This window comes from Lederbergia graminis, assembly GCF_042655485.1.
Lineage (GTDB): Bacteria > Bacillota > Bacilli > Bacillales > Bacillaceae_C > Lederbergia > Lederbergia graminis.
This window is the reverse complement of sequence record NZ_JBHSMC010000014.1, coordinates 279277-301216: the sequence shown is the minus strand read 5'-3', so window position 1 is coordinate 301216 and position 21940 is coordinate 279277. Positions and strand designations below refer to the sequence as shown.

General features: G+C 38.1%; 19 protein-coding genes. 4 read left to right on the top strand and 15 right to left on the bottom strand.

Going from position 1 to position 21940, the window contains the following annotated elements; genetic code table 11:
- Positions 1-4 precede the first annotated feature (4 nt).
- Positions 5-1393, bottom strand: coding sequence for a TldD/PmbA family protein (locus tag ACFPM4_RS11595; protein ID WP_382351659.1), 1389 nt, complete (start codon positions 1391-1393; stop codon positions 5-7).
- Positions 1394-1763: 370 nt separating this feature from the next.
- Here ACFPM4_RS11595 and ACFPM4_RS11590 point away from each other — a divergent pair, with 370 nt between their 5' ends.
- From ACFPM4_RS11590 to ACFPM4_RS11580, 3 genes are read left to right on the top strand one after another with little or no spacing between them, the layout of a single operon-like run.
- A complete protein-coding gene (locus ACFPM4_RS11590) occupies positions 1764-2132 on the top strand; it encodes a GntR family transcriptional regulator (protein WP_144919489.1) in 369 nt (122 codons plus the stop codon).
- Positions 2132-3028: an ABC transporter ATP-binding protein gene (locus tag ACFPM4_RS11585; RefSeq protein WP_382351656.1), complete on the top strand. Its 897-nt coding sequence runs from the start codon at positions 2132-2134 to the stop codon at positions 3026-3028. Before ACFPM4_RS11590 ends, ACFPM4_RS11585 begins: the two co-directional genes overlap by 1 nt.
- Complete coding sequence (locus ACFPM4_RS11580; protein WP_382351653.1) at positions 3025-3708, top strand: hypothetical protein; 684 nt, start codon at positions 3025-3027, stop codon at positions 3706-3708. The genes ACFPM4_RS11585 and ACFPM4_RS11580 overlap by 4 nt, the downstream gene beginning before the upstream one ends.
- A 249-nt stretch (positions 3709-3957) precedes the next feature.
- Here the strand turns inward: ACFPM4_RS11580 and leuD are convergent, their stop codons facing one another.
- The 14 genes from leuD to ACFPM4_RS11510 form a co-directional block, all read right to left on the bottom strand.
- Positions 3958-4542, bottom strand: a complete 585-nt coding sequence (gene leuD, locus ACFPM4_RS11575) for a 3-isopropylmalate dehydratase small subunit (protein WP_144919492.1) — start codon at positions 4540-4542, stop codon at positions 3958-3960.
- Positions 4539-5954: a 3-isopropylmalate dehydratase large subunit gene (gene leuC, locus ACFPM4_RS11570; protein ID WP_382351650.1), complete on the bottom strand. Its 1416-nt coding sequence runs from the start codon at positions 5952-5954 to the stop codon at positions 4539-4541. The genes leuD and leuC overlap by 4 nt, the downstream gene beginning before the upstream one ends.
- 11 nt (positions 5955-5965) lie before the next feature.
- Positions 5966-7048, bottom strand: a complete 1083-nt coding sequence (gene leuB, locus ACFPM4_RS11565; RefSeq protein WP_144919494.1) for a 3-isopropylmalate dehydrogenase — start codon at positions 7046-7048, stop codon at positions 5966-5968.
- A gap of 32 nt (positions 7049-7080) precedes the next feature.
- The gene (locus ACFPM4_RS11560) at positions 7081-8622 is read right to left on the bottom strand and encodes a 2-isopropylmalate synthase (RefSeq protein WP_382351647.1); all 1542 of its coding nucleotides are present in this window, start codon (positions 8620-8622) and stop codon (positions 7081-7083) included.
- Positions 8609-9643: a ketol-acid reductoisomerase gene (gene ilvC / locus ACFPM4_RS11555; protein ID WP_144919496.1), complete on the bottom strand. Its 1035-nt coding sequence runs from the start codon at positions 9641-9643 to the stop codon at positions 8609-8611. Before ilvC ends, ACFPM4_RS11560 begins: the two co-directional genes overlap by 14 nt.
- 17 nt (positions 9644-9660) lie before the next feature.
- Entirely contained in the window at positions 9661-10179 is a 519-nt protein-coding gene (ilvN, locus tag ACFPM4_RS11550; RefSeq protein WP_382351643.1) for an acetolactate synthase small subunit, read from the bottom strand.
- A complete protein-coding gene (gene ilvB, locus ACFPM4_RS11545; RefSeq protein WP_382351640.1) occupies positions 10176-11912 on the bottom strand; it encodes an acetolactate synthase large subunit in 1737 nt (578 codons plus the stop codon). The genes ilvN and ilvB overlap by 4 nt, the downstream gene beginning before the upstream one ends.
- Positions 11913-12333: 421 nt before the next feature.
- Positions 12334-13998 carry a dihydroxy-acid dehydratase gene (gene ilvD, locus ACFPM4_RS11540; protein ID WP_382351637.1) on the bottom strand — a complete coding sequence of 555 codons (1665 nt, stop codon included), beginning with the start codon at positions 13996-13998 and terminating at the stop codon, positions 12334-12336.
- A gap of 52 nt (positions 13999-14050) precedes the next feature.
- On the bottom strand, positions 14051-14950 hold the full coding sequence (gene ilvE / locus ACFPM4_RS11535; RefSeq protein WP_382351634.1) for a branched-chain-amino-acid transaminase: 900 nt from the start codon (positions 14948-14950) through the stop codon (positions 14051-14053).
- Between the two features lie 276 nt (positions 14951-15226).
- Positions 15227-16300, bottom strand: coding sequence for an ABC transporter substrate-binding protein (locus ACFPM4_RS11530; RefSeq protein ID WP_382351631.1), 1074 nt, complete (start codon positions 16298-16300; stop codon positions 15227-15229).
- Positions 16297-17100, bottom strand: coding sequence for an ABC transporter permease (locus ACFPM4_RS11525; RefSeq protein ID WP_144919501.1), 804 nt, complete (start codon positions 17098-17100; stop codon positions 16297-16299). Before ACFPM4_RS11525 ends, ACFPM4_RS11530 begins: the two co-directional genes overlap by 4 nt.
- A complete protein-coding gene (locus ACFPM4_RS11520; RefSeq protein ID WP_144919502.1) occupies positions 17097-17900 on the bottom strand; it encodes an ABC transporter permease in 804 nt (267 codons plus the stop codon). Before ACFPM4_RS11520 ends, ACFPM4_RS11525 begins: the two co-directional genes overlap by 4 nt.
- Positions 17897-18994, bottom strand: a complete 1098-nt coding sequence (locus ACFPM4_RS11515) for an ABC transporter ATP-binding protein (RefSeq protein ID WP_382351627.1) — start codon at positions 18992-18994, stop codon at positions 17897-17899. Before ACFPM4_RS11515 ends, ACFPM4_RS11520 begins: the two co-directional genes overlap by 4 nt.
- Before the next feature lie 18 nt (positions 18995-19012).
- Positions 19013-19555, bottom strand: a complete 543-nt coding sequence (locus tag ACFPM4_RS11510; RefSeq protein WP_144919504.1) for a helix-turn-helix domain-containing protein — start codon at positions 19553-19555, stop codon at positions 19013-19015.
- Between the two features lie 212 nt (positions 19556-19767).
- On the opposite strand from ACFPM4_RS11510, the gene ACFPM4_RS11505 reads away from it, so the two are divergent.
- Entirely contained in the window at positions 19768-20691 is a 924-nt protein-coding gene (locus ACFPM4_RS11505) for an NERD domain-containing protein (protein ID WP_382351624.1), read from the top strand.
- The last annotated feature ends 1249 nt before the right edge of the window (positions 20692-21940 follow it).

Here is a 21940-nt window from a genome sequence, read left to right as displayed (position 1 = left end):
CTAGTTACTCTCCCTTCGTCCCGCCGACAGTTATTTCACTTACACGAATCATTGGCTGCCCAACATTGACTGGGAGACTACCACTTACAGATCCACACATACCAGCTCCATGTGCTAAGTTATTGCCTACCATATCAACAAGTTGTAATGTTTTTGGACCATTACCAATCAACGTTGCTCCTTTAACTGGCTTGCCAATTTCTCCATTTTCAACCATATACGCTTCCATGATGGCAAAGTTATAATCGCCAGTTGATGTATTAACAGATCCTCCACCCATGTATTTTGCATATAGCCCATGTTCAGTGGATGCAATAATTTCTCCCGGAGTTGACTTCCCAGGGGCAATATACGTATTCGTCATTCTTGATGTTGGGTTGTAACGATATGATTCCCGTCTACTAGAACCTGTTGCATCCATTCCCATTCGACGTCCATTAAATTTATCTATTAAATAACCTTTTAAAATACCATTTTCAATTAAAACATTCTTCCTTGATTTTTCTCCTTCATCATCGATATTGAGTGAACCCCACTCATTTGCGAGTGTACCGTCATCAATATAGGTAACTATATCAGGTGCTACTTTTTCTCCAATACGATTTGCAAAAACAGAGTTACCTTTCGCAACTGCTGTCGCTTCTAGTCCATGACCACAAGCTTCATGGAAAATAACACCACCAAACTCGTTATCGATAATAACAGGGAATTTCCCACTCGGACATTCCTCCGCATTGAGCATAGTAACTGCAATTCGAGCTGCCTCACCAGCATAATGCTCTAAATCAAGGTTTTCAAAGAACTCAAATCCTTTATATGCACCAGGACCGTAAAAACCAGGTTGCATTTGCTTTCCATCCGATGCAATCGCCTGAATCGCCATCCTACTACGCACCCGTTTATCCTCAACAAATTTACCTTCTGAGTTCGCGATAAGGACATTTTGTTCACTATCTACATATGTGACAGACGCTTGCTTAATACTAGCATGATAGTTTTTAGCAATCTCGTACGCTTTCTTCATCACATCTACTTTTCTAGCTGACTCAATTGTACGCGGCATATGGATAATATTATGTAGTGGTGTAATTATTTCTTGTTGCAAAGCCGTTGGGATATGACGAACATCCCCTTTAATCGCATGTGCTGCATTTTTTGCCGCTTTTAATAGACCCTCTTTTGAAAAATCAGTCGTATATGCATACACACTTTGCAGGCCATTGAAAACCCTAATCCCAACACCCGCGTCCCTTCCAGAAATACTTTTATCAATTTTTCCTTTTTGTAAAACGATACTATTTTTATAATGATCTTCCGCAAATACTTCGGCGAAATCTCCACCAGTTGATAATGCGGCAGCTAAAACATCTTCTATAACTGATTTACTAATCATTTGTTTTTTCCCTCCTTGTTCAATAACTTCATATATCTAGTTTACTATTCTTTTCAGGGTTGTTACTACTAAATGTTTTTAATTTTCTTGATTTCCTCCTCTTATTAGTATGGAGCACCTAATTTTAGCTTTCGTGTATTTCTAATCTAATCCAGCCTACTAGACTTTTACCCACGCTAACCTATCCCTTTGTACACATGTCATTAAGCATTATTACATGTGTATTAGCCATCACCTCACACTAACACTAAATATCCATCAAATTAATTTTTTATATTTCCAAGCCTATTTTTAAAAACTATGTTGACATGAATGTTCATTTGTTATATGGTTAATTACACAAGTAACTAACCAACATGGTGGTGAAGATATGAAGCAATTAATTGATGATGGGCGGCCAATATTTATTCAAATAGCTGAGCGCATAGAAGACGACATTATCGAGGGAGCACTTGAAGAAGAAACCCAAGTACCCTCCACAAATCAATTCGCAGCATTTTACAAAATCAATCCAGCCACAGCCGCTAAAGGGGTTAATTTGTTAGTTGACGAAGGAATCTTATACAAAAAGCGAGGGATTGGGATGTTTGTAGCGGAAGGTGCACGCGCAAAAGTAATGGAGAAACGAAAAGAACAATTTTTCGAGCAGTATATCGTTACGATGATTCATGAAGCAAAGAAGCTGGGGATTACCGCTGAACAATTAACAGAGATGATTCGGAGAGGTGATGAACAATAATGAAAAAGATAATTGAAGTAAACCAGTTAGAAAAGGCTTATGGTGATTTCCAAGCAATTAAAAATATGAGCTTCTCCATAGAAGAAAATAAAATATATGGATTACTTGGACGAAATGGTGCGGGAAAAACAACTCTCATGAAAATGATCACATCACAGATTTTCCCTTCTAGTGGTGAGTTAACAGTATTCGGTGAAGATCCTTTTGAAAATAAAAAGGTACTATCAAGCATTTGTTTTATAAAAGAAAGTCAAAAATATCCAAAGATGTTTTCCGTACAAGATATATTAGACGTATCAAAAGGGCTCTTCCCAAATTGGGATCACGAATATGCATTGTCTTTAATAAATGACTTTAACCTTCCTTTAAAGAAAAAGGTCCAAAAGCTTTCCAGAGGAATGCTCTCTGCAGTTGGAATCGTAGTAGGGCTTGCTAGTCGTGCACCAATCACCATTTTTGATGAACCTTATCTAGGACTAGATGCAGTATCTCGAAATTTATTTTACGATAGATTGATGGAGGATTACGGAGAAAACCCAAGAACTATCATCCTTTCCACCCATTTAATTGATGAAGTAAGTAACCTATTAGAACATATTTTAGTCATCGATAATGGTCAGTTAATTATTAATGAAGATGCAGAGTCATTGAGAGGGACGGCTTACACTGTTACTGGATCAGCAGCGAAAGTCGAAGCGTTTATATCAGGCAAAGAAACGGTACACCGCGAGCCATTTGGAGGACTTCTATCAGTCACAGTAATTGGTAAGCAAAATCAGTTGGATAGAAAACATGCAATAGAAAATGGGTTGGAAATCACTCCAGTTTCTTTACAACAGCTCGTTGTCCATTTAACGAAAGGCAATTCTGATAAAAGAGGAGCGATTGCACAATGAATGTTCAAAGTGTATTGAAAATGTATACAAGAGATAAGTGGTCATTAATTTATATACCTTCTATCATCTTGTTTTCAAGTTTCTTTGTTAATATAATCGTGAGTTTTTTAATTCCTAGTGACGAACCTTTCTATACAGGTGGAATTTCGTCCGTAATGGTCTATATGTTTGTCTTCGGGATCCTATCGATTGCACATTTATTCCCTTTCGCAATCGGGCTATCCGTAAGAAGGATCGACTTTTTCACTGGTAACGTCATAATGGGTTTGATTTCAAGTACTACCTTGGCTGTTTTACTGTATATTTTCTCAGTAATTGAAAATAGTACAAATGGTTGGGGCAATCGACTACATTTCTTCCACTTTCCATATGTAAATGACGGAACAATATGGGAGCAAATTGTAATGTACATTCTTCTAATTACAATGCTGTACTTTACAGGTTCACTAATCGCTAGTTTCTTCCTACGATATGGCGGGAAGGGAATGTTAATTTCAGCTTTAGTTATAGTATTATTAGGAACAATTGCCACATTATTAGTGTCCTATTATGATGCTTGGATTGATATTTTTAATTGGTTTGTTGGTAAGACTGCTGTTGGAATTGCATATTGGTTTATCCCTTTCATCTTGATTTATTTAATTGCATCATACTTTTTCTTGAAAAGATCAACAATATGAATATAGGGTGAATGCAGAAACTCTTTATATAGCTAATAAAGAAAAAGGCGTGGGACAAAAGAATATGAATGGAATAAAAAACCGAACTATCTAATCAAACTCAAGATAGTTCGGTTTTATTCATTTTAGAAGAGCTGTTTTCACAGGATAGGATTGTCCGCTTTACGATTCTAAAGTTACAGTGTATTTCTGTAGTGTTTTGGGCAATTCGGATTTACATTCTGTTCAAATGGTTTCCCATCCTCTTTTTTAAGCTTGTGCTTTTTCGTATTCTGCTATTTTATCTTCTAATTGCAATGTTAATGCAATTTCGTCCCATCCATTTAGAAGCATTTGGCGACGGTACTCATCTACCTTAAATGAATATGTGTCACCATCTTCTGTAGTAACTGTTTCGCTTTCTAGTGAAACAGTAATCTTTAATGGTTTTGCTTTTGCTTTTTTCATTAAATCATCTACATCTGCTTCTGATAGCTGGATTGGAAGAATTCCATTCTTAAAGCAGTTATTGTAAAAAATATCAGCAAAGTTAATCGCAATTACAACACGGAAACCGTAATCACCAAGCGCCCACGGAGCATGTTCACGCGATGATCCACATCCAAAATTTTCGCGGGAGATTAGGATTTCAGCACCCGCATATTCTGGTTTGTTCAACTCGAAATCTGCTTTTTCTGCGCCGTTATCATCAAAACGCCAGTTGTAAAATAGGTATTTACCAAAACCTGTGCGCTCAATACGTTTTAGAAATTGCTTCGGAATGATTTGGTCAGTATCCACATTGGATCGATCTAATGGCGCAAGTACGCTTGTTACTTCTTTAATTGGTTTCATACTAACGCCTCCTCTTGTGAAAATGTGCGAACATCAACAAAACGACCAGCAATTGCTGCAGCAGCTGCCATTGAAGGGCTAACAAGGTGTGTTCTTGATCCATTTCCTTGACGACCTTCAAAGTTACGGTTGGATGTGGATGCACAACGCTTTCCAGCAGGTACTTGGTCTGCATTCATTGCAAGACACATACTACAGCCAGATTGACGCCATTCAAATCCTGCATCAAGGAAGATTTGATCCAGACCTTCTGCTTCAGCTTGCAATTTCACAGAATGTGAACCTGGAACAACAATCGCATTCACACCTTGATGAACTTTTTTGCCTTTGATTACTTTTGCAGCAGCACGTAGATCTTCGATACGTGAATTCGTACAGGACCCAATGAACACATATTGTATCTCAATATCTGTCATTTTCGTGCCACCTTCAAGCCCCATATATGTTAATGCTTTTTCAATCTCTGCTTTTTCTGCTTCTGTTTTTGCATCTTCTGGTTTTGGAACACGACCATTTATTCCAACACCCATACCTGGGTTTGTACCCCAAGTTACAACTGGCTCGATTTCACTTGCATCGATCTCAATTACTGCATCATAAACAGCATCATCATCGGTCGCAAGTGTACGCCATTCTTCTTTTAATTTTTCAAAAGCTTCTCCAGTCGGTACGTGTGGACGTCCTTCTAAATAAGCAAATGTTTTCTCATCAGGACTTATTAATCCGGCTTTTGCTCCCGCTTCTATTGACATGTTACATACTGTCATACGTTCTTCCATTGTCAAATTGCGAATTGCCTCACCTGTGTATTCAAAAATATGACCTGTACCAACGTTAATGCCGTATTTTGCAATAATCGCTAATATTAAGTCTTTTGATGTTACACCTTCACCTAATTTACCATTTACTTTTACTTCCATTGTTTTTGGCTTTGCTTGCCATAATGTTTGTGTGGAAAGCACGTGCTCCACTTCACTTGTACCAATACCAAATGCTAGAGCCCCAAATGCACCATGCGTAGATGTATGGCTATCACCACATACGATTGTTTTACCAGGTTGTGTTAATCCTAATTGTGGACCAATAACATGGACAATCCCTTGGTCTGGGTGCCCCATACCTGCTAGAGGTACACCGAACTCAGCACAGTTTTTCTCCAAAGTGGACATTTGCTTTTTCGAAATTGGATCTTGCACTGCCTCATTTAATCGAGTCGGTACGTTATGATCCATCGTTGCAAATGTTAAGTCGGGTCTTCTTACTTTCCTGTTATTTAAGCGTAAGCCTTCAAATGCTTGCGGAGATGTCACTTCATGTACGAGATGAAGATCGATATACAGCAAATCAGGCTTACCTTCTTCCCGATGAACGACATGTTTTTCCCAAATCTTTTCAATAATCGTCTTGCCCATCTTTCTTCACCTCACATTGTTTTAACAGTTTTTGATTCTATTTCACTAATAATCTTTTCTGTCATTTCTGTAGTAGATAATATGTTTCTACCAATCTCTTTAAATTCACTTGTGCAGTAGCCTGCATCTAGTACGTTTTTAACTGCTTCTTCAATCGCATTTGCTTCTTCTAACATTCCAAATGAACTGCGAAGCATCATTGCACTTGATAAAATTGTACCAATTGGATTTGCAATATTTTTCCCTGCTATATCAGGTGCAGAACCATGAATCGGTTCGTAAAGCCCAAATCCATCAACTCGAAGACTTGCAGATGGAAGCATTCCTAGTGATCCCGTTATTACAGATGCTTCATCACTTAAAATATCACCAAACATATTCTCTGTTACAATAACGTCGAATGATGAAGGATATGTGATTAACTTCATCGCAGCAGCATCGACAAGCATATGTTCATATTCCACATCAGGATATTTTTCTGCAATTTCTTCTACAATTTTTCTCCATAGTTTACTAGATTCTAATACATTCGCCTTATCAACAGATGTTACTTTATTTCTTCTAATCTTTGCTAATTCAAATGCATGTGTTACAACGCGTTCGATTTCCTCACGACTGTATAATAGTGTATCAACAGCTTTGTCGTTATCATGATGACTTGGTTCTCCAAAATATAGGCCACCAGTTAATTCACGAACAATCATCATATCAACACCAGCTGCTACGTCTTCCTTTAAAGGAGAAACAGCCAGCAAGCTCTTAAAAGCTTGCACTGGCCGGAGATTAACACTTAGTTCAAAGTGTTTACGAATTTGAAGAAGCCCTCTTTCAGGTCGAAGATGGGAAGGATTATTATCCCATGCTGGACCACCGACAGCCCCTAATAAAATCGCGTCACTCTCTTCACAAATGGCGATTGTTTCTTCAGGTAATGGCTTGCCGGCTTTATCGATAGCTACTCCACCGAGCAAGCCGTATTTCCATTCAAACTCATGTTGAAAGCGACGGCCAATTGCTTCTAATACAGCAATACTTGCGTCTGTTACTTCTTTACCGATTCCGTCTCCTTGTAATACAGCTACTCGTTTCTTCAATCTCCATTTCCTCCTTATAACTCTAAACGATACTAAATGGTTCCAATCATTTGTTTTATATGAATTTGTAATAAGCTACGGTTTACTGCGTTCAAATACGCTTTAGCAGAGGCTTCTAGAACGTCTTGTGCCGCATCACGTCCAGTTAGTTCTTCATTATTAAACGTCAAATTAATAACTGCCTCAGCTAACGCATCTCTTCCTTTACCGATGGATGAAACACGATAATCAAGAACATGAACTGTACCATCCACAACTTTTTCAAGGGCGTTAAAGATAGCTTCTACACTTCCTGCTCCTGTTGTTGTTGCTTCGACAACTTCATTTTCAGGTGTCTTCACTTTTACAGTAGCTGAAGGTGTATTTGCGGAGACATATTGAACTTCAACAGATTCTAATTCATAGATAGCAGCCTCAGAATCTTTCAATTGTTGGTTTGTTAATATCGTCCACAAATCCTCTGTTGTAATTTCTTTTTTACGATCTGCCAGCTTCTTAAATTCCTTAAATGCATTGTTAAGTGCTTCTTGATCAAGATCAAATCCCATTAATTTTGCACGGTCTTGGAATGCATGACGGCCAGAGTGTTTTCCTAAAACAAGATTATTTGACGCTTCTCCGATTAATTCAGGAGTAATAATTTCATATGTTGTTGGCTCTTTTAATACACCATCCTGATGAATCCCTGATTCATGAGCAAATGCATTTTTACCAACTACAGCCTTATTAGGTTGAATAACCATTCCTGTTAATTGACTTACTAATTGACTAGAACGTTTAATTTCATTTAATGTTAGATTTGATTGAATATTATAAAAATCTTTACGAGTATAGAGCGCCACCGCCACTTCTTCTAAAGCGACGTTACCTGCTCTTTCTCCTATTCCGTTAATGGTACCTTCCACTTGATCTGCACCATTTTCAATTGCTGCTAATGTATTTGCGACTGCCATTCCTAAGTCATCATGACAGTGAGCCGAAAGTTTTACTTGGTTAATATTAGGAACATTTTCTTTTAAATATTTAAATAATTCACCATATTCCTTTGGTGTAGCATAACCTACAGTATCAGGAATATTAATGATGGATGCTCCAGCATTGATTGCTTGCTCTACAATATGGGCAAGAAAGGCACGATCTGATCTAAATGCGTCCTCTGCTGACCATTGTACGACTGGGAAAAGTGACTTCGCATATTTAATCATTTCAACTGCAGTATTAACTACCTGTTCAGGTGTTTGTTTTAGCTTATATTTCATGTGTATATCTGATGTTGCTAGAAATATATGAATTCTAGGACACTCCGCCACTTTTAATGCTTCCCAAGCAGCATCTATATCTGATTTTACACAGCGTGCAAGAGCTGTAACGGAAGAATTTTTGATAGTTGAGGCAATTTTTCTTACTGCATCTAAATCACCAGGGGAGGCGGCGGGAAAACCCGCCTCAATTACATCCATCCCTAGGCGCTCTAGTTGTTTTGCAATCTCTAATTTTTCTGCAGTATTTAAATTTACTCCGGGAGACTGCTCTCCATCTCGCAAGGTGGTATCATAGAAATCAATTTTTCGCACTACCAACCACTTCCTTGTTATTTTGTTTTTTGCCAGCTTTAACAAACGGCATCATTTCGCGGAGTTCTTGACCTACTTTCTCAATTAGATGTTCGCTTTCACGTTGGTTAATAGCATTGAATTCTGGACGATTCAATTGGTTTTCTAGCAACCAACCTTTTGCAAACTTACCTGTTTGGATATCATCCAATACGTCTTTCATACGTTCTTTAACACTTGCATCAATTACACGTGGACCTGATACGAAATCACCCCATTGAGCTGTGTCTGAAATAGAGTAACGCATACCAGCAAGACCATCTTCATACATTAGATCCACGATTAATTTTAGTTCATGTAAGCATTCAAAGTATGCAACTTCTGGTTGATATCCTGCTTCTACTAAAGTTTCGAAACCAGCTTTTACTAGTGCAGTTGTTCCACCACAAAGTACTGCTTGCTCTCCAAATAGATCTGTTTCTGTTTCTTCTTTGAACGTAGTTTCTAACACACCTGCACGTGCACTTCCAATACCTTTTGCATAAGCTAGTGCTATATCTCTTGCTTTACCAGTAGCATCTTGATAGATTGCGAATAATGCTGGTACACCTGCACCTTGTTGGAATGTACGACGAACTAGGTGTCCTGGTCCTTTAGGAGCTACTAGGAATACGTCAACATCAGCTGGAGGTACGATTTGGCTGAAATGTACGTTAAATCCATGAGCAAATACTAGTGCTTTACCTGCAGATAGCTCAGGTTTAATTTCATTTTCATATACTGCTGTTTGTCTTTCATCTGGAAGCAATACCATGATGATATCTGCTTGTGCAGCTGCTTCTCTTACTGTTACTACTTCATGACCGTCTTCTACTGCTTGATCGAAAGATTTACCAGGTCTTACACCAACTACTACATTAAAACCACTTTCTTTTAAGTTAGTTGCATGAGCATGACCTTGAGATCCATATCCTAATACTGCGATTTTCTTTCCTTGTAATTCCTGTTCATTGATTTCATTGTTATAGTATACTTTTGCCATTTTTAGTCCATCTCCTCTTATAATTGAATGATTGATAGTTGTTGTGTATCTTGTTTTTGATGTTCGCGAACAAATGCAGTTACACCTGTTCTTGATATATCTTTAATGCCATAAGGCTTTAACAACTCCATAAATGCGTCAACTTTGTCTGGTTCACCAGTAATTTGTACCGTAATCATATTTTTCCCCATATCGATTACAGTTGCTCTAAACGGTTCGATAATGCTATATACTTCACTTCGAACTGCTGGTGGACATTGAACTTTAATTAGTGCTAATTCACGTGTCACGATTGATTTATCTGTGATGTCAGATACTTTTAATACATCAATTTGCTTTTGTAATTGTTTTAAAAGCTGTTCCATTTTCGCGGGATCATCCATCGGAACAATGAAAGTCATCTTTGATATTGCCGGATTCAAAGTTGGTCCTACTGTAATACTTTCGATGTTAAATTGTCGTTTTGCAAATAATCCAGTAATTCTGTTTAAAACTCCTGGATTATTATTAACTGTTACAGTAACAACGCGTTTCATTCTCCCACCCCCAACATTTCATGTAGCCCTTTTCCTGGTGCTACCATTGGATAAACATTTTCTTCTTGAATTACCCGACAATCGATTAGTACTGGTTCAGGGATGTTGAAAGCTTCTTCAAATACTGCCTTCGCTTCCTGTTCATTTGAAGCTCTATATCCTTTAATTCCATATGCATCAGCTAACTTAACAAAATCAGGCTGTTCTGACATGATGGAATGAGAATAACGTTTTTCATAAAATGTTTCTTGCCACTGTCTAACCATACCAAGAAATTGATTGTTTAAAATAACTATTTTCACTGGTAGATTAAGTTCTTTAATAACAGATAGTTCTTGAAGTGTCATTTGGAAACCACCGTCACCAGTAACAGCAACTACTGTTTGATCTGGATGAGCCAATTGAGCTCCGATAGCTGATGGGAAACCAAATCCCATTGTTCCTAATCCACCAGAAGTAACCCAATTATTTGGTCCATTAAATCCGTAATACTGTGCAGCCCACATTTGATGCTGACCAACGTCAGTAGTTACAATCGCATCGCCACCTGTTAAATCATGAATCATTTTAATTACATGTGGTGAAGAAAGTGAATTTTCTGGCGATGATGGCTGTTTGTATGGATATTTTTCCTTATTCTCCTTTAAATGCTCACTCCACGCAGAAATATCAGGAATTTCAAGTTCTAGTTTTAATAGTTCTTCCAATACTACCTTTGCGTCTCCAACAATTGGAATAGCAGTTGGAACATTCTTGCCTATCTCCGCTGGATCGATATCAATATGAGCAACTGTTGCATTTGGCGCAAAGTATTTCAAATTACCAGTTAATCGATCATCAAATCGTGCACCAATATTGATTAACAAATCACACTCAGTTATCGCCATATTCGACGTATATGTTCCGTGCATGCCAGCCATCCCTAGGAATTGTGGATGGTCACCTGGAATTGTTCCGAGACCTAGTAACGTATTCGTAATAGGATAGCCTGTTTTTTCTACAAATTGTTTTAAATAATCTGACCCTTTCGCAAATAGTACTCCAGCACCAGCTAGAATCAATGGTTTCTTCGCACTTTCCATTGCCTTTACTAGTTTCTGTATTTGCAAATAATTTGGTTGTGTTGTTGGTTGATATCCTGGTAAATTGACAGTTGCTTCTGGTAAAACTTTTGATACCTCTTGTGAAGCAACATCTTTTGGAATATCGATTAAAACCGGTCCGGGTCTTCCAGTTGTAGCAATATAGAATGCTTCTTTAATGATACGCCCTAAATCTTCAATTCTTTTTACTTGGTAATTATGTTTTGTAATTGGCATCGTAATACCAACAATATCCGATTCTTGAAACGCGTCTGTTCCAAGCGCCGAGCTTGCGACCTGACCTGTGAAGACTACAAGTGGTAGTGAGTCCATCATGGCATCTGCAATACCAGTTACTAGGTTCGTTGCTCCTGGTCCAGAAGTTGCAAGTACAACACCTGGCTTTCCAGTAACTCTAGCATAACCTTCAGCAGCATGAATGGCACCTTGTTCATGTCTTGTTAAAATATGCTTGATTGGATTTTTGTGCAATGCATCATAGATAGGCAGTGCAGCTCCTCCTGGATAGCCAAACATAACTTCAACATTTTCTTTTTGTAGTGCCTCAATAAATAGGTCAGCTCCAGTTTTCACTCGTTCCTTAATGGCCGTGTCAGACTTATGGTTGTTTGCTCCTAGTGGAAATCCCATACTCACCGCAAGCGCCTACCTTTCCTTTTTTTCATTATTTTATAAATATCGTATTTATACGATTTTATCCATTAATTTTTGGTAAATTATTAATAATCCAAAGGCTATTGTCTACTTAATTGCTTTCGCGTTTAAAATAAAAAAGTTTTTCCAGCCCACACAAAAGGAGAACCTTTTATGCAGGGATGAAAAAACTTTCATGGTACCACCCTACTTCACAGTAATTACTTACTGCCTCATGAGCTGATGCTCTCTGATAACGGGGACTTTAAACCCCCGTGAACCCATAATTGCTTTCGCGTTCCTGGTCCATGCTCCAAGGCGATGTCGTAGATGGCTGCATTGCCGGTTTCCAGCAGTTCCGGCTCTCTGGTAATACAGAACTCCATTTACTTTTTCCTCTTCATAGCTTTCGGAATATTTATATTTTCATTATACCACCAGTGCTGGCAGATGTGACAAGTTTTGAATATCTTGCTAAATAACCTGTTTTAATTTTTGGTTCAAATGGTTTCAGTTGCTTTTGTCGCTCTTCTAAAACATCATCCGATACATTTAATTCGATGGTACGATTAATGAGATCGATATTGATTTCATCCCCATCTTCTACTAAAGCAATCGGTCCTCCGTCTGCAGCTTCTGGAGAAATATGACCTATAGAGATACCTCTTGATGCACCTGAGAAACGTCCGTCAGTTATTAGCGCAACTTTTGTTCCTAGGCCTCTTCCTGCAATTGCTGCTGTTGGAGCAAGCATCTCTGGCATTCCCGGACCACCTTTCGGCCCTTCATAACGAATAACAACAACATGACCTTCTTTTACTGTTCCATTATTAATACCTTCTTGTGCATCTTCCTGAGACTCAAACACAATTGCTGTACCACGGAAAGTTTTAATAGATGGATCAACTGCACCTACTTTGATAACTCCACCTTCTGGAGCGATGTTTCCATATAATATAGAAAGACCACCAACAGGGCTATACGGATTATCATTCGGCCTAATCACATTTGGATTCTTAATTTCTGCATCTTTTACATTCTCGTATACAGTTTTACCAGTGACTGTCATTCTATCCTTTTCAATAGCTCCAATTTCACAAAGCTCACGGATAATTGCACTTATACCACCAGCATTATGGATATCTTGCATTGTATAGTCTGATGCAGGTGCAATTTTCGCTAAATAAGGTACTCGCTCTGCTACTTTATTAATACGTGATAAGTCATAATCTAGTCCTGCTTCATTCGCAATTGCTAAAGTATGAAGAACTGTGTTTGTCGACCCGCCCATTGCCATGTCTAATGCAAAAGCGTCATCGATAGTTCTTTCTGTTACTAAATCACGTGGTTTGACATCTTCTTTTACCATACGGATTAAATGTTTTGCAGCTTCTTTGATTAATTGATGGCGCTCATCAGATGTTGCAACAATTGTTGCGTTTCCTGGTAGTGTTAATCCTAACATTTCCATTAAAGAGTTCATGGAATTCGCTGTAAACATACCTGAACATGATCCACATGTAGGACAAGCGTTTTGCTCAATATCAAGAAGTTTCTCCGCAGACATTTTTCCTGCGTGAAATGCACCAACACCTTCGAAAACAGATGTCAAAGTTAAAGGTTCACCTTCAGAAGAGACTCCCCCTTCCATTGGACCTCCTGTAACGAAGATAGATGGGACATTTGTTCTAAATGCTGCCATTAACATTCCTGGTGTGATTTTATCACAGTTCGGAATGTAGAATACTCCATCAAACCAATGCGCATTAATAACTGTTTCTGCTGAGTCAGCAATTAGCTCCCGACTTGGCAAGGAATATCGCATACCGACATGCCCCATTGCAATCCCATCATCAACCCCAATTGTGTTGAATTCGAATGGGACTCCACCTGCTTCCCAAATTGCTTCTTTTACAACTTCTGCAAAGACATTTAAATGCTTATGTCCTGGAATTATATCAATATATGAATTACAAACCCCAATAAATGGTTTCTCTAAATCTTTCGTTTTAATCCCTGTCGCATATAAAAGACTGCGATGTGGAGCACGATCGATTCCTTTTTTTATCATGTCACTTCTCATTTTATTACAACTCCTGGTTCGATTTTCCCGGGTCTACTGAACATTTTCTATTTCAGCTAACATGTAAAGTTTGGTCGAATACTTTCACTCCATCAGTTACAGTTAGTTCTCTGAAATCTACTAACAGTTCTTTCGTAATTGGTCCTGGGTTACCATCACCAATTACCCGTCCATCCACCTTACTTACTGCAATTACCTCTGCAGCTGTTCCGGTTAAGAATACTTCATCTGCTGTGTACACATCATGTCGAGTAAATACTGATTCCGACACTTCATACCCTTTAACTCTAGCAAGGTCGATAATAGCATTTCTCGTAATCCCTACTAGTGCCCCAACATGGCCTGGAGGTGTGTATAACTTGTTATCTTTTACAATAAATATATTATCTGCAGAACCTTCTGCAACATAGCCTTGGTCATTCAACATTAATGCTTCTGGTGCTCCTGCAAGATTCGCTTCAATTTTCACTAAAATATTATTTAAATAGTTAAGCGATTTGACCATCGGACTAAGAACATCAGAACGATTTCTTCTTGTCGCCACGGTCACGATTTCGAGCCCAGTTTCATAAAGTTCTTTAGGATAGATACTGAGTGGTTCAGCAATAACTACTACAGATGCTTTAGCACAGTTACGAGGATCTAATCCTAAATTACCTGCTCCCCGTGAAACGACGAGGCGAATATAGCCATCTCGCAAATCGTTCTGGCGGAGTGTTTCAACAACAATGTTAGTCATCTCCTCTTTCGTGTATGGAATGGTTAACATGATGGACTTCGCCGAATCATATAGGCGTGATAAATGTTCGTCTAAACGAAAAACATTTCCGCTGTATGACCTAATTCCTTCGAAGACTCCATCTCCGTAGAGGAACCCATGATCATACACTGAAATAACGGCATCTTCTTTTTTGACAAATCGACCGTCAAGGAAGATTAATTGTTCACTCATTACTATTCGCCCCTTTCGTTAAGTATTTATTATTCTGGTAGTTTTGATTTATTAAATTGTTTCAATGTTACCGCGGTATTGGGAAAACGTCAAGTGATTTTCAGAATGTTTTATCAGTTAAAAATAATGAATTTTACTGTATCCGTTTTCATTTCTTTTAAATCAAGCTTTCAAAATTTATGAATTTTTTACAAACTTTTTTTACCAATTAAATGTGAAAAGCCACCTAACTATTTCCTTCCTTATATAGGAAGGAAATTAAGTGACTTTTCTTCGTTATTTTCGATGCATTTTAAATTCTAAAAATAATTCATTATAGTAAGCAAGCATTCTTTTTCCTAAGTTATCGTACACTTCCAGTCTTTCCGTAAGCTCTTCATCTGGATAAAAGCGTTCATCCTCTGTTATTTCTTCAGGTAAATACTCTAGAGCACTTTTATTAGGCGTTGAATATCCTACATATTCTGCGTTTTGAGCTGCATTCTCTGGATCCAACATAAAATTAATAAATTGGTGTGCACCATCTACATTCTTTGCAGATGACGGGATTACCATATTGTCGAACCATAAATTAGATCCTTCTTCCGGTACAACATAGTTAAGATCTTCATTTTCCCACATAATATCGGCAGCCTCACCTGACCAAACAACACCAATTGCAGCTTCTTCATTCGCGATGAGTAATTTAATTTCATCACCAATGATTGCTTTAATATTAGGAGTTAGCTCATCTAGTTTTGCCTTTGCCTCTTGTAAATGTTCCTTATTTGTATCATTTAAAGAGTAATGCAGACTATTTAATCCCATTCCTATAACTTCTCTAGCCCCATCAACTAGTAAAATTTGATTTTTTAATTCAGGGTCCCAAAGATCATTCCAACTTGTAAATTCTCTCCCATCAAGCATTTTTGGGTTATAAACAATACCAACAGTACCCCAAAAATATGGAACGGAATACTTATTATCAGGATCGAAAGATAAATCCATGAAATTCTCATTAATATGCTTTAAATTTGGTAACTTCTCATGATCAAGTGGGATTAATAATCCTTCTTCGTTCATTTTACTTATCGTATATTCGGAAGGTACAGCTATATCATATGCAGTACCACCTTGTGAAACTTTCATCATCATTGCTTCGTTTGAATCAAACGTTTCATATATCACTTTTATTCCTGTTTCCTGCTCAAACTTATTAATTAAATCTGGATCAATATATTCTCCCCAGTTATACACATTCAGTGTGTTTCCACTTGTATATCCTTGTGAACTATTCATACTGTTAACGAGATAGATTAGAGCAAAGGAAACAATGAATAATAGAATAAATACACGGACTAGTTTACTCATGATTTCCTCACTCCTGCTGCAATAGATTTTCCTTGACGCTGATTAATCATATAGTAGCCAATGACAAGTGCTAACGTTACTAGGAAAATAAGCGTTGATAATGCATTAATTTCCAATGAAATCCCTTGTCGAGCACGAGAATAAATTTCTACAGATAAAGTAGAGAAACCATTACCTGTTACAAAAAATGTAACAGCAAAATCATCAAGTGAATATGTTAACGCCATGAAAAAGCCAGCAAAAATACCTGGTGTAATATATGGTAAAATTACCTTTGATAACACATCCCAGTTCGAAGCTCCTAAATCACGGGCTGCGTATATCAGAGAGGAACTCATCTCTTGAAGTTTCGGTAATACCATAATTACAACTATTGGTACACTAAACGCAATATGGGATAGTAAGACAGAGGTAAAACCAAGCTTAATCCCAATAATCGTAAATAGAATTAAGAAAGACGCACCAATAATTACATCTGGACTAACAATTAATACGTTATTAAGTGTTTCTAATGTATTCCGTGCTTGCCTTCTTTTCACATAAGAAATTGCAAGTGCCCCAAATACTCCTAGGATCGTCGATATAGTAGCAGATAAGAGCGCAATTATTAACGTATTCAATGCGATAATAATTAACCTTGTATCCTGAAATACCTCTTTATACCAATCTAACGTAAATCCTTCAAAACCTCTCATGGATTCTCCGCTATTAAATGAATAAAACATTAAATAAAATATTGGTGCATATAGAACAACAAAAACGAGTATTAAATATACTTTCCCTAATTTATTTCCTCTCATCTTGCCAAATCACCTCGTTTTCGTTTACCTGTAACAATCATGATGACAGCCATGATAATAATCAAGAATACAGCAATTGTTGACCCCATTCCCCAATCCTGTGTTACTAAGAAATGTTGCTCAATTGCAGTACCGAGAGTAATTACTCGGTTTCCGGAAATGAGTCGTGTAATCATAAACAAGGATAATGCCGGAATAAATACAGCCTGACATCCAGACTTAACTCCATCCAATGTTAATGGAAAAATAACACGTCTAAAGGTAGTCCATTGTGATGCTCCTAAATCATTAGCCGCATCAATTAGTGATGTATTCATTTTTTCTAATGAATTATAAATTGGTAAAATCATAAATGGAATAAAGATATATACTGCTACAAAAATAAAGCTAAAATCGGTAAATAATATTTGTCTTGATCCAATACCAATAAAGTCTAAAAATTGGTTCGCTGGACCATATGCTCCAAATATGCCTAAGAACGCATAAGCCTTTAGAAGCAAATTAATCCACGATGGCAAAATAATAAGTAAAAGCCATAGTTGTCGATGCTTTGCTTTCGTTAGGAAATACGCCGTTGGATATGCAATTAACAAAGTAAAAATTGTAATAAGCAATGCATACCAAAAAGAGCTAAGTGTCATTTTTAAATAAATTGGTGTGAAGAATTTTTGATAATTGGTTAAAGTAAAATTACCTTCGATATCAAAGAATGAATAATAGCCCACAAGAATGATTGGTGTAACAACAAATAGTGCTATCCAAAGCACATACGGAATTAGGTAGAAATTACGTGTTTTCATTGACTTACCTCATCGTATGATTCCAATCGTTTATCAAATTCTTCTTCTGTTTCACCAAGGCGCATGACGTGAATTGCTTCAGGGTCGAAGCGTAAACCGATTTCTTGGCCAATCTCTGCTTTTTTAGTGGAATGAACAAGCCATTCATTTCCTAACTCGTCAAAACAACAAATTTCATAATGAACTCCTCTAAAGAGTTGACTATCGACACGCACGTGTAAATTAGCTTTTTCTTTCACGGAAATTTCTAAATCCTCAGGTCTAATTACAATTTCAACCGCCTCGTTTTCATTTAACCCTTGATCGACACATTCGAACTGTTTTCCAGCGAATTCTACTAAGAAATCCTTCATCATTTTGCCTTTAATAATATTAGACTCTCCGATAAAGTCTGCAACAAAGCGGTTAATAGGTTCATCATATATATCAGTAGGCGTCCCACTTTGTTGAATTTTACCTTTATTAATGACGAAGATTTCATCTGACATTGCCAAAGCTTCCTCTTGATCATGAGTAACAAAGATAAAGGTAATACCTAGTCGACGTTGTAATTCGCGAAGTTCATACTGCATTTCTGTTCGTAATTTCAAGTCTAGTGCTGATAGTGGTTCGTCCAGTAGAATTACCTCTGGTTCGTTTACAATTGCACGTGCAATCGCTACACGTTGACGCTGACCACCAGACATCTCCGTAATTTCACGATTCTCATATCCTTCTAAATTTACAAACTTTAATGCTTCTTTTACCTTTTCATCAATAACATTCTTTTTCATCTTTTTGATGCGCAGCCCAAATGCTACATTTTCATATACATTTAAATGTGGAAATAGCGCGTAGTCTTGGAAGACGGTATTAACTTGTCGCTCATTTGCAGGAACTTTATTAACTTTCTTGTCATTTATGTAAATCGTACCTTTTGTCGGTTCAATAAAGCCTGCAATTAATCTTAATATCGTTGTTTTCCCACACCCAGATGGCCCAAGTAGTGTGTAAAACTTACCGCGTTCAATTTCAAAACTGACATTATCTAAAATAGTTGTATCATCAAATTGCTTTGACACATTTTCAAAGCGAATGATAGTTGTTTCTGTCATCTTTCATCCTCCAAACTGCTATAAATAGGAATCTGTAGCGATTAATATAAGCTCTGTTCGACCATTATGAACATTACTAATCTGATGTTGTTCAGAAGCCTGAAAATAAATAGATTCACCACTTACGGCATAATAAGTTTGTTTTCCTAACGTAATCATAATTTTCCCTTTTAAAACATAAGCAAAGGTCTCAGATAAGGATGGTTCAAACTGCTTAAATTCACCTTTTTCTTCGAGTGTTAAATAGATTGGTTCCATTTCCATTTCATTCGATTCGGGCACAAGCCATTTTATTTCGTAACCCTTCTCTTCATCTATGTATTCTGTCTGATCTTCTTCTCTATATACTACTTTTTGCTCTCTTTCTTCCTCATCGAAAAATTGCTTCGGTGTGCAACCTAGTACCTCTAGAATAGAGAAAAACGTTTCAATCGAAGGTGAACTTAAATCTCTTTCAAGTTGTGAAATATACCCCTTGCTCAAGTCCGTCCTCTCACCCAACTCTTCTTGTGTTAATCCTTTTTTTAATCTTAAGTTCTTTATTTTCTTACCTATTCGCATACTTCACACCTTCCGTTAATGTTTAGTATATGTAAACCATAAGTCAATGTAGTATACAAATACTAAACTTATTGTTTACTTTTAACTCTAGAATATTATACATATTTATGTGGATTGTGCAAGATTAATATTTTATAAAATCACTGCTATTTAATAGTTTGAATTTTCTACCCACCATGTTATCCTAGATACGATTATTAATAGAAAGGATAATGCCCATGCAATCAATTAATCACTCCCCACCGTACGAATTAGAATTATTAACGTATTTGCAACACCGAACCAACCTCTTACCTCCTCAAAAAACACAATTTTACAATCTCCAGAAAGGATATGAAGGTGAATTAAGAATGTTAGAAGTACTGAAAAAGCAATTATCCCCAAATTATCTACTCCTCAACAACCTTCTTTTAAGTGCCAACAACAATGAATTCCAAATTGACTTTCTACTAATAGGAAAAGAAACAATCTATCCGCTCGAAGTAAAAAATAATAATGATGACTTTTATATTCAAAATGACAGCTGGTATGTACTTTCATCTGGGAAAGAAATACGAAATCCACTCCATCAGTTAAAGAGAAGTGAAATATTACTCGGAAACTTCTTACAACAGTCCAATTTCCACTTTTCCATCGAACCTTATGCTATCTTCATTAACCCCGAATTCCACCTATATAATGCACCTTTAGATGCTCCCATTATTTTTCCAACACAAGTTAACCGTTTTATCGATAAGTTAAATGCAGTGACCTTTAACTTAGGACAACATCATAGTGATTTAGCAAACCATTTTATTAGTAACAAACTCAATCGATCATCCAATGAAAAATTGCCTGAATATGAATATGAAGAATTAAGGAAAGGAATAATTTGCACGAACTGTTCCAGTATCTTCAGCCCTATCCCATATCGAAGGCTTATTTGTAAAACCTGTGGTGCAATCGAAGACGTAGATTTAGCACTAAAGCGGAGTATTATTGAATTCGTGAAATTGTTTCCTCATAAGAAGATAACAACTTCTCACATTCAACATTGGTGTGGTGATATCATTTCCAAGAAAACAATTCGAAGAATATTAGCGAGAAATATGAGAATGATTAAGAAAGGTAGACATACTTATTACGTATTTAAATAAGGAGTTATTTAAAAAAGGAGGGATCTGGAGAAGTCTTCTTACATGCCCTTAGTTGCTTTTAAACTTTGCATGTGGGATAAGGAGACATTTCCATGTTACCTCCTCTCTTTTTATTGGAAGAGGGACGTTGGATTCTCCAGCATGACCTGTTCCATCTTTTTTGTGGTTTTAAGGGGATGTGGGATCTTTTATCGTGACCGCTTTGGCAATTTTTATCTGGGGCTGGGTACCGGGATAATTTTGCGTGACCTCCTCCGTCTATTTCTTCCGGAGGCGGGCACATTGAACGTTCTTGCGTGACCACCTCTGGCTTTTTCTTCTGGAGGCGGGTACGTTGGACGTTCTTGCGTAACCACCTCGGGCTTTTTCTCCCGGAGACGGGCACGATGAACGGCCTTGCGTGACCACCTCGGGCTTTTTCTCCCGGAGACGGGCACGATGAACGGCCTTGCTTGACCACCTCTGGCTTTTTCTTCTAGAGGCGGGCACGTTGGACGTTCTTGCGTAACCACCTCGGGCTTTTTCTCCCGGAGACGGGCACGATGAACGGCCTTGCGTGACCGCTTCGGGCTTTTTCTCTCGGAGATGGGCACGATGAACGACCCAATGTGACCGCCTACACCATTTCCATCCAAAGCCGGTCATGATGAACGATCTTGCGTGACCGACTCGGGCTTTTTCTTTCGGAGGTGGGAACGATGAACCACCCTACGTGACCACCTCGGGCTTTTTCTCCCGGAGACGGGCAAGATGAACGGCCTTGCTTGACCACCTCTGGCTTTTTCTTCTAGAGGCGGGCACGTTGGACGTTCTTGCGTAACCACCTCGGGCTTTTTCTTCTGGAGGCGGGCACGTTGGACGTTCTTGCGTAACCACCTCGGGCTTTTTCTCCCGGAGACGGGCACGTTGGACGTTCTTGCGTAACCACCTCGGGCTTTTTCTCCCGGAGACGGGCACGATGAACGGCCTTGCGTGACCACCTCAAGCATTTTCTCCCGGAGACGGGCACGTTGAACGATCTTGCGTGACCACATCAGGCTTTTTCTTCCGGAATCGGGCACGATAAACGACCCAATGTGACCACCTGCACTATTTCCATCCAGAGCCGAGCACGATGAACACTCCAACGTGACCGCTTACACCATTTCCATCCAAAGCCGGGCACGATGAACGACCCTACGTGACCGCCTACGCCTTTCCCAACCCAAACCGGGCACGATGAACTCGCCACCAAGCCCCCTTCACCTCT